The organism is Chryseobacterium sp. CG10_8, assembly GCF_058117085.1.
In genome coordinates this window covers 1-9,530 of sequence record NZ_JBYVEB010000112.1, presented here as the reverse complement: position 1 = coordinate 9,530, position 9,530 = coordinate 1, and the positions used below count along the sequence as shown (strand labels likewise).

The 9,530-nt window shown below is 29.9% G+C and carries 12 protein-coding genes; all 12 read right to left on the bottom strand.

Annotated elements, in window-relative coordinates; all coding sequences use genetic code 11:
* Window positions 1–304, bottom strand: a 304-nt coding sequence (locus AC4AGG_RS13965) for a hypothetical protein (RefSeq protein WP_489772626.1), incomplete at its 3' end; no start/stop codon positions are given.
* Window positions 305–537: 233 nt separating this feature from the next.
* Window positions 538–1,116: a hypothetical protein gene (locus AC4AGG_RS13960; RefSeq protein ID WP_489772625.1), complete on the bottom strand. Its 579-nt coding sequence runs from the start codon at window positions 1,114–1,116 to the stop codon at window positions 538–540.
* Window positions 1,117–1,231: 115 nt separating this feature from the next.
* Entirely contained in the window at window positions 1,232–1,717 is a 486-nt protein-coding gene (locus tag AC4AGG_RS13955) for an IS3 family transposase (RefSeq protein ID WP_489772627.1), read from the bottom strand.
* Between the two features lie 88 nt (window positions 1,718–1,805).
* On the bottom strand, window positions 1,806–1,988 hold the full coding sequence (locus AC4AGG_RS13950; protein ID WP_489772624.1) for a hypothetical protein: 183 nt from the start codon (window positions 1,986–1,988) through the stop codon (window positions 1,806–1,808).
* Window positions 1,985–2,596: a hypothetical protein gene (locus AC4AGG_RS13945; protein WP_489772623.1), complete on the bottom strand. Its 612-nt coding sequence runs from the start codon at window positions 2,594–2,596 to the stop codon at window positions 1,985–1,987. The genes AC4AGG_RS13950 and AC4AGG_RS13945 overlap by 4 nt, the downstream gene beginning before the upstream one ends.
* A gap of 225 nt (window positions 2,597–2,821) precedes the next feature.
* The gene (locus tag AC4AGG_RS13940; protein WP_489772622.1) at window positions 2,822–3,691 is read right to left on the bottom strand and encodes a tetratricopeptide repeat protein; all 870 of its coding nucleotides are present in this window, start codon (window positions 3,689–3,691) and stop codon (window positions 2,822–2,824) included.
* 142 nt (window positions 3,692–3,833) lie between these two features.
* Window positions 3,834–4,382: a DUF6705 family protein gene (locus AC4AGG_RS13935; protein WP_489772621.1), complete on the bottom strand. Its 549-nt coding sequence runs from the start codon at window positions 4,380–4,382 to the stop codon at window positions 3,834–3,836.
* Window positions 4,379–5,746: a hypothetical protein gene (locus AC4AGG_RS13930; protein ID WP_489772620.1), complete on the bottom strand. Its 1,368-nt coding sequence runs from the start codon at window positions 5,744–5,746 to the stop codon at window positions 4,379–4,381. Before AC4AGG_RS13930 ends, AC4AGG_RS13935 begins: the two co-directional genes overlap by 4 nt.
* A gap of 261 nt (window positions 5,747–6,007) precedes the next feature.
* On the bottom strand, window positions 6,008–6,427 hold the full coding sequence (locus tag AC4AGG_RS13925; protein WP_489772619.1) for an SMI1/KNR4 family protein: 420 nt from the start codon (window positions 6,425–6,427) through the stop codon (window positions 6,008–6,010).
* Between the two features lie 624 nt (window positions 6,428–7,051).
* Complete coding sequence (locus AC4AGG_RS13920; protein WP_489772618.1) at window positions 7,052–7,843, bottom strand: hypothetical protein; 792 nt, start codon at window positions 7,841–7,843, stop codon at window positions 7,052–7,054.
* A gap of 481 nt (window positions 7,844–8,324) precedes the next feature.
* Entirely contained in the window at window positions 8,325–8,786 is a 462-nt protein-coding gene (locus tag AC4AGG_RS13915) for a DUF4844 domain-containing protein (protein ID WP_489772617.1), read from the bottom strand.
* A gap of 237 nt (window positions 8,787–9,023) precedes the next feature.
* Complete coding sequence (locus AC4AGG_RS13910) at window positions 9,024–9,488, bottom strand: hypothetical protein (RefSeq protein WP_489772616.1); 465 nt, start codon at window positions 9,486–9,488, stop codon at window positions 9,024–9,026.
* Window positions 9,489–9,530: the final 42 nt, after the last annotated feature.

Sequence of the window (9,530 nt, the reverse complement as noted above, 5' to 3'; positions counted from 1 at the left end):
CAATAGATAAAAAATCATTTTTTTTAGGCTCAAACTCTTCAAAATAATTCTTAGAATTTATTTTTTCAAGTATTTTTTGCGCAGTAATTCCATTTTCTAATTTTGCAGATGATGATTGGTATTGAATATCGATTCCATTATATTCCATTTTTCCATTGTAAGCTAATAAAAACCATACAATTTTTGTTTTTTCATATTCAGATTTTGAAAGCTTTAATCTATTTTTTCTCGAATTCTTATTGTGAATTATTTCATTTGAAAAATTCAAATTTTCTGAAGATCTAATTCTGAAATCAATTTCCATTTTATTTTTACGGACAGTGTTTTAATATATCGCCTAACGGAAAAAGTATTTGCGAAGGGCGGGCTAAATTTAACCGAAAGGTTCAATTTCGACCAACCGAAGCGGATGCTTTTTTCGTGGAACTAAACTACAAAAAAATTGTGGAACGAAAAAGCAGGCGCGACTAAATGCAACTAATAGTTCTATTATATATTCAACCCCGCCTTTTGCAAATACAATGTTAGGCGATGTTTTTATTTGACTTCAGTAAATTCATGCGACTTTTCGTTAAGTACATAAATTTTAGATAGTTTATTTATTACATTTATTGGAGTAACTGGAGGTAAATTCGGTAATTTCTCACCTTCCATTATCGGAATTGGAGGACCACCAGGTTCAAATTCGTTTTGAATTAAATTTGCAGGTAATTTGAAATTGAAATTTTTGTCTTTATATATTGTTATTAAATTTTTTTCACAATTAAAATATGAGTAAAATTTTAGACTTTTCATTTTAAAAGTTGGTAAATCGTTAAAGCTAAAATTATTTTCTAGCCTTAAATAAGATTTTTTATTTTTTTTATATAGAAAAGCGGAAATTGAAATTTCTTCATCAGAGTTATTTTTGATTGCCAAAGTTTCAACTTCTTTTTTATATTTTTCAATAGTTATACATAATTTTTCGGTATCGTTAGAATAATTTTGAGAATAAACCTTATTTGCCAAAACAAAAAAGATTACTAATAAGTAGTTGTTTTTTAATTTCATAATGTTGTGGTTGTCATGTCCTAAAATAGGTTGACTTTTTTTGTTAATATTTTTGTTTTGTTTCACGATTTAAAAGTATGAATTTTTGTTTTTAATTTCGGAATAAAATATTGAAAAATTACCCCTGGCTTTTTCCACTGAATTTTCCCACATTTTATTTCCGTATTTTATAACAACAACATTACGCGGCTTTTTTAGAATACGATTTATAACGCTGTTTATTAAATTCATCATGAGCTTGTTGTGGCGTTTTAAGATCGAGACTCCAGTGTGGTCTTTCGTTGTTATAAATTTCTACCGCTTCTTTAATCATTTTCTGTGCCATTTTAAGATTTGGGATTACATTTTTAAAACCAAATTCGTATTTCAAAATTCCGTTAATTCTTTCTGCTACAGCATTTTCATAAGGATCGTATTTTTGGGATGTACTCATTTTAAACCCCATTTTTTGGGCAAATTCTGTGTAATCTGGACTACAGTATTGCAAACCTCTATCTGAATGGTGAATCGTATTTTCAACATCAAATATCTTATTCTTAAATGCCATTTTAAGGGCTTTTTTCACCATCTCTACTTTCATGTTGTCTTCCAGAGCATAACCCATTATTTTCTTGGAATAAGGATCTGTTACAAGTGAAAGATAAGCGTGTCCTTGATCTGTTTTGATGTAAGTATGGTATTCTGTTTATTTTCGGAGGCTATAATACGTTGATAGTAAGCTTGTTTAGAAATCCCAAACACTTGATACAGAAGTTTTACTTTAGCTTTTTCTTTTTTTTCTGAATCTCGTTTGCTAAATGTTTGGGCAATAACTTTTTTGAAAGTTCTTTCCCTGTAACTTTCTCAAATTCAACAATTACATCTTGCTGGAAATCTTTAATCCACTCAAGCTCTTGTAGTTTTTCTTTAAGTTTTTTGTTTTCGTCTTGTAGGCTCATCGCTTTATTATTAGAGGTATAGAGGTTGAAAAAATTATTTCACCATAAATATGATTCCTTATTTGAAATCCATTGTCAATACAAAGAATTATTAGAGTGCTAAAACCGTCATTTTTAACTCCTATTATATCACTAAACCACAAAAAATCATGACTAAAAAATGGATATAGCCTCCAAAATCGTTCTTTTAATTCTTTAAATAGGTTAATGTCAAATTCGATTTCTTTATTTTTAATTTTACCAATTAGACTATTCCACCTTTTGTCTAAAATTTGATTCTCACTTAGAGTTAATAAATCAAGATAATTTGGATCAATATTTACTTTAGTTTCCAATGATAAAATTGATTTGTTCTGGGTAAGCCAAAAATTCATAATCTCTGCTATTTCAAGTAAATCCTCTGTTACAATAGTTGCAGCGATTAGTTCTCCATCTTCAATTTGTAAAAAATATTCTTTTGAATTTAATGATGTGCTTACCCAAGCAATTCTATTCTCAACTTTAGAAAAAGCATAAGACTCATTATTTATATTTTTTGTTGAATTCAAAAGTTTTACACTTGAATTTATTTCAATTAATTTGTTTTGAAGATTTACATTCAAATTCACTGTGCGTCTTTTTTATAATGGCAGCTAACGAAAAAGTATTAGCGAAGGCGGGCGAAAAGTGAACTGAAAGTTCAATTTTCAACCAAACTGAGCCAATGCTTTTTCAATGAAGCAAACTTACAAAATAAATACGGAATTGAAAAGCAGTGGCGGCGAAGAATATTCAAATTTTCAATTTGAGTATTCAAGCTCGCTTTTGCTAATACACTGTTGGGCGACGTTTTTTTATTCGATTTTGTACGTTCCTTCTTTTAGATATTTTTTGTAATGATTTAAATCTGCAAATCTCATAATATGGTAACAATCATAACCACATATTATTTTTTTTGATTCTGTTAAAATAAACCTTGTTTTTAGGGGTAAACATTCTATTCTTGCTTCGTAAAAACTTAATCCTTCAAAATAATTATTTAATATATATGGATTCAATCTACATCCGTCGCTATATTTTTCAACTGCATTTATTACTTTCTTCATCATTTCAAAATTTTTTTCAGACAGTTCTTTATTATTTAATTTTTCATACGCATATGATAATTCTTTAAATAAAGTTATATTATTGGGTGAAATTTCCTTTAGTTTTTCTGCTTGTTTTATCGCTTCTTCAAATTGTGAATTCTCATTAAACTTGTAAATTAAAGTTGCAATACTATCAATTATTATTGGATTGGTATTTAATGAATTTCGATACTTAGTGAAAGCAATTATTTCTTCAGGTGAAATATTTAAATCAAGATTATTTAATTTGTTTTCAATTGTCTTATGAAAATATTGAGATTCATTTTCTGTAAAATGCTTATTATCAATATTAAATACTTCAATATTACAACTTTCATTTTTTTCATTAGTTGTTTTTGTAGAAGTAACTTCCTTAATCTCAAAATTGCCTTTTGATTTATTTATCAATTCTTTATTAGAATTATTTTTTAATGGTGGTGGAGGTGGTGGAATTTCTTGACAATATAATCGACAAAAATTTATAAATATCAGCGCAAAAATAATATGTTTCATAAGTTTCAATAAAATGTCGCCCAACGAAAAAGTATTGCTGAAGTGCGGGCTTATTTGGGCAAATAGTACTACAAAAACTGCCATCAGCAAAAACCATTTTCCTTTTGCTAAAATACAAAAAACAGTAAAAGGAAATGGTTTTCTGCGACAAAAAAGGTTGAACCCTTATATTATGAGTTCAACCCCGCATTTTAGCAATACAATGTTGGCTGTAGGTGTTTTTAATTTATTGTTTTGTCAGCACAATCGTTTTAGGTAATGGCTGTGGAAACGGCTGGTTATAATATGGACAGTCAGATGTTATTAAATTACTCATTTTACTGTAACCCCAGTTTAAGTGAGTTTTGGTAGAATCAGTAAAATTGATTGCTATAAACCCAGCTGTATTGCAAAGATCACTATCATTATAAATTAACGAATATTTTCCATTAACTTTTTGAAATTTAGTTCCTTTGATTTTAGCATCATTATTTGATAGATTTGTATTATCAAAAAGGATATTTCCACTGGAATCTAAAACTTTAAACTTAGCAATAAGAATGTCGGCATAATATTTTAACGTGGGGTTATATCTATTTGTCATTTTGGAAATGTACAAATAAATGGTTTTTCCGTCCCAAGATCCTTTCCAAGTTCCTGCATAATCAGGAAGCTCGTTATTGGTATCTTGCAAATACGCATTTTGCGGAATTTGGATATAAGTTCGTAAGGGCAATGTCTGTGCTGAGCAAGACAAACCTGTCATAATTAATAATAAATAAAATAAATTTTTCATTGTTCTGGATTTGAATTATTTGTTGCGCATGGGCTCGTTGCAATCTCATTATTACTATCTAAACTATACTTGGTAGAATTAGTTCCTTGAATTTTATACAATTCTAAACCGTTAATATTTACAGTATTTTTTAGAAAATCTAAAAAAGTTTTTTCAATATTTGCTTGTGTAAGCTCATCATTATCAGCAAGTGTTTGAAATGCATTTGCGTATGCAGTATTCCAGTTACTTAAATTAGTAGCTAAATTTCCAAAATTTGCAGATGTTCCAGTATATTGTAACATATAGCTTCCTTGAGAAGTGATTATCATTGCATAGGCATCGTTAATATTTCCACTAGTATTGGCATTAGCCACACAACTTGTTAAAAAAGTCATAACATCAGCAGGCGAAAAAATAGTTATAGGAACAGTTCCGTTAGGATTATCATATAAATCATTGTGAGTATGGATAAAGCCAAAATAGTTGTTCCCATTCGGTAATGTTAAATCCGTCGAACCAATTGCATTTGTCATGGGTGTATATTGAGTTCCGAGATTAGATCCAGCAGGAGGATATGCGGAAGCATAACCCATTTCGTGATCCATACCTAAAACCGCAGGTTTGTTTAGGCTCACAACATTACTTTGGAATTTAACATTAGTTAAATTTGTACTTATTCTTGCACATGGATTATTACTCTGATTATTACTTGACGAACTAGATCCACTCCCTGTTCCACTTCCACCATTATATGTCTCTGCACCTCCATTAAAATTACTTCCTGAAAGTCCTCCTGCTGTAAAACCTCCACTACTTCCAAACATGTACCAATAATCAAGAGGATCGAACGGAACAACAATTGTGATAACAACTACATCAATTTGTTGAGTTCTACTAGAATAATAGTCTTGGAATTGTTTCACAACATCAATTGAAAATTTATCTTGATCCTTTAATATTAGTCCAGAAATGTAATCCCTCTCTTTATTTATTTTTAATCCAAGTACGGAATTTACCACTTTGTCTTTAATTATTGGAAAAAATACTACCTTTTCATCTTCTCCAAAAGTTTGGGAAGCAACAGTAAAATCAATCTGACCAAATTGTTTGTCAAATTCTTGAACAAACTCAGGTCTCTCATTCAAAAAAAATTGCAGTACATAAGCAAAAGGAATTGAGTAATCAACTCCAGTTGATAAAACTTCTCTTGCATACATTGCATTTTTTTGATTCTTTTCAAAATCTAAAAAAATTTGAATCCTTTCCTTGCTATTAATCGATTGATTCATATCCGGAGTTGTTTCCAAGTCTTCATTCAAACAACTACTAGGAATAGTCAAAAGAAAAACCAATAGACTCAACAATGTGAATTTTTTAGCCATAGAATTTAGTGTGTTTTTTTGTTATACATTTTTGCCGAGTGTTTTTACACACTTACAGCCAACGGAAAAGTATTTATGTTGTGCGGGCTTTTGATGACTGAGTTTTCAACGATTCCCAACACCAGCAAAAATGCTTTTTCAGATTTCTAAATTACAAAAAATAGGAATATGAAAAGCATTTTTTGCGGACAAATTAAGACTAATTTTCATATTTTGGATTCAACCCCGCATAACATAAATACACTGTTAGGCGATGTTCTTTTAATCTTCTGCATATAAATCTTCAGAATCAAGTCTATCTATAAATTCTTCAAAATTATTTGCGACATGAATGTCTTGATCCATTTCAATATCAATCCATCTTATACTTGGAATTGAATTATTTCTATAATCTAAAGTTATCCAATAATGGCCATCTCCGGATAGCAAAACTTGATTTTCAGGAAGTCCCCATTCTTCGGTCATATACTCTGTATCTAGGATATTAAAAGGTGTTTCAATGCTTTTATCAATTACAATTCCATTTAGCGAGTCTAATGGAATATGATTTTCTGCCCAACTTGTTTTTTCATTCATAGGAAATGCAAAACCTTTAGTATATCCTCCATTCATGACTTTCAATAGTTCGATATAAAGTTCTGGAAGTTTAACATTTAGTCTTCTTTCTGCCAGTTTAATCATTTCATCAGTTAAATTTGGATGATTGTAATAATTGGATTTCCAAAAATTTTCTTTATTCATTATATTTACGGAGAGTTTTTATAGAATATCGCCTAACGAAAAAGTATTAGCGAAGGCGGGCGAAAAGTGAACTGAAACCTAACGAAGTGGTTCGACGGAGTCAAAGTTCAGTTTTCAACCAACTGAAGCCAATGCTTTTTCAATGAAGTAAACTTACAAAAATATTACGGAATTGAAAAGCAGTGGCGGCGAAGAATATTCAAATTTTCAATTTGAGTATTCAAGCCCGCTTTTGCTAATACACTGTTAGCAGAAGTATTTTTTATTTAACTCTATTTAGTTCAGTTGCACTTGAAGACCCGCAATTGCCTCAAATACTTCGTCTTGATTTATCTTTTCAATCCATCCTTTCTTTGCAAGTTCATTTCTTACTTCATTTTCTGATTTGTTTTTAACGAAATGATAAATAGCAAAATCAACAACTTCTATTGGAACTCGTTCGATAGTATATTTTGTCCAAACTGATGCAATTTTGAGGTATACGAATACTCCAGTTAAACCAAGTTGTATAATCCAACTAATTACTAATCCTATCCAACCTGTATTAATATTTTTTATAATTAATCACTGTGAAAAACGTAATTTTAAGTATTCTAAAAATCCAATTCTGCTTAGATGATTTTCGTGTAGAATAATTTCATATTGAAAATATTGATTTGATACGTATATTATAATTATCATCACGGCTGATAAATATAGTAATTTATTAAAATCAGTAAAATTTGAAATCTTGATAAGTTGTTTCATCGCAAACGCAATAACAGTTGCAACCAAAAACTCAAATAAAAAGATAATATAAATTCCTTTAAGTGAGATAAGTGCTAAAATAAAACCTACAATCAAAGAAATTATAAGACCTCCTACAATTGGGATTGAAAAGTTAGGCTTTTTAGAAAATTTTGGTTGTGGTAATGTTTCAGGAATAACATAATCATCCAAACTATTTTTCTTCTCGGCTTCCATTTCAAGCTCTTTTAAAGATTTTCTATCAAATGTTTTTAAAACCTCTTCAAAAGCGAAGATAAATAATTTTACTCTTTTCGAGTTTCTGCCTAAATCCCAAATTTCATTTCCTAAACTTTCGCTTATTACGGTAACATTTCCAAATTCATATTTTGCACTAATTATTTCCGTCCATTGTTCAAAACCAAGATGCTTTTCTTTCCGTTTAGCTTCTATACTGTTTTCACTTTCGAAAATTAAATCCCAACCAAGTTTTTCAACTGCTTTTTCAGCAATAGCTACAAAAAGCGTATTATTCACACTGGTTCTAAATTCTTCTTTATATTTCGGTGAGAAACTTATGCTATGTTTTTTCTTAATCCTTTTTTCGTAATTTCTGAAAATTTCTTCCATTCTATATTCTAAGGCTGTAATTTGTTGGGTAATATTTCTGCTAACGAAAAAGTATTAGCGAAGGCGGGCGAAAAGTGAACTGAAACCTAACGAAGTGGTTCGACGGAGTCAAAGTTCAGTTTTCAACCAAACTGAGCCAATGCTTTTTCAATGAAGTAAACTTACAAATAAATTACGGAATTGAAAAGCAGTGGCGGCGAAGAATATTCAAATTTTCAATTTGAGTATTCAAGCCCGCTTTTGCTAATACACTGTTATCTGTAGTTTCTTTATTCGGAGAAAATACCTCGAGGCTTGCCTCGGGGTCAAAGCGGAAAAGTTTGAAAAACGGAGGGTTTTTCATAAAACTAAAAATAAGTTCTTTTCCTTTGAATACCTCGTGGGCTTGCCCCGGGGATTATTTATTTGCGAAAATTTTTGATTTGCTTAAGTCGAATATTCGCATCTTCTAAATTATAAGTGTTTTTCGGTAATTGTTCAACTAATTCATAGTTTCCAAATCGAATTTGCTTGTTTCCAAAACCATTGTCAATGAGATTATATTCTGAACATTTATTTTCTCTTTTCCTCTAATTATTTCGCTCATTTTTTTTACAATTCCAAATAGAGAACCGTAAAGCCAATTATTTAATTCTTTCGTAAAATCAATGTCAATAATTTTTGAAATTTTAGAATAATTGTCGGCAATAAATTCTCTTTCTTCTGTATCGAAATTTCTTCCATTTTTTTTGAGATTCGATTTAAGAATTGCCTTTAATGAACTTTTACTTTTAGAACTTTCAATGCTATATATTAATTCAGATAAGCAATTATCAACATTTGTTTCCATCAAGTCAATAACATTTTGATCTGAAGGATTTAATCCTCTTTTTATCCATTCAGATTCTGAGAATTTACGAAATTTTCTGAATTCGATTAGTTGATTTAATTCGTTATTGGACATTGATTTAGAGTAACTTTTTTATGAAATTACAGATAACGAAAAAGTATTGCCGAAGTGCGGGTTTTTACACCCTAAAAGTTCAATTTTCTCTGACTTTAGCAATTGCTTTTTTGTGAAACTAAATTACAAAAAAATGTGGAACAAAAAAGCAATTGCGGCTAAAAATGCAAAAATTTTCTATTATGAATTCAACCCCGCATTTTGGCAATACACTGTTAGCGGTTCGGCTTTTCTATGTTAGTTTTTTAATTCTATATTTAGTTGTCTTCCTTCTTTTAGAGCTTTTTTGTCCAACGATGCTCCAATAGCTAAACCTAAAGCCATACCAATTGGTAATCCCAAACCTAAAAGTCCAATATTTCCAATACTTAGTCCGAAAGCTACTCCAATTGGTATTCCAATTCCACTCATTCCAAATAACATCCAAATATTTCGGTAATAATTTTTAGGAACAACCTTAAGTTCTTTTTCAACTAGTTTCAAAATTGAGGTTTGTTTTTGCTTGATTAATTTAGTCAGTTGAGCACCTGCAAGTGTCGAACTGTTTATATGTTCAATAGAGTCATTTGTCAATTTTTCAATGTTTTGTGGCAGTTCCATTTTTCTTAATTCACTCAACAGTTCTCCAAATTGGGAATAAACTTTATTCAATCTATTGTTGTTAGAAATAATATGTTTTTTGTTTAGTTCTTTAATACTCATTAAGTTGAATTTTTGATTGTGTTGTTTTTTTAAGCTGACCGC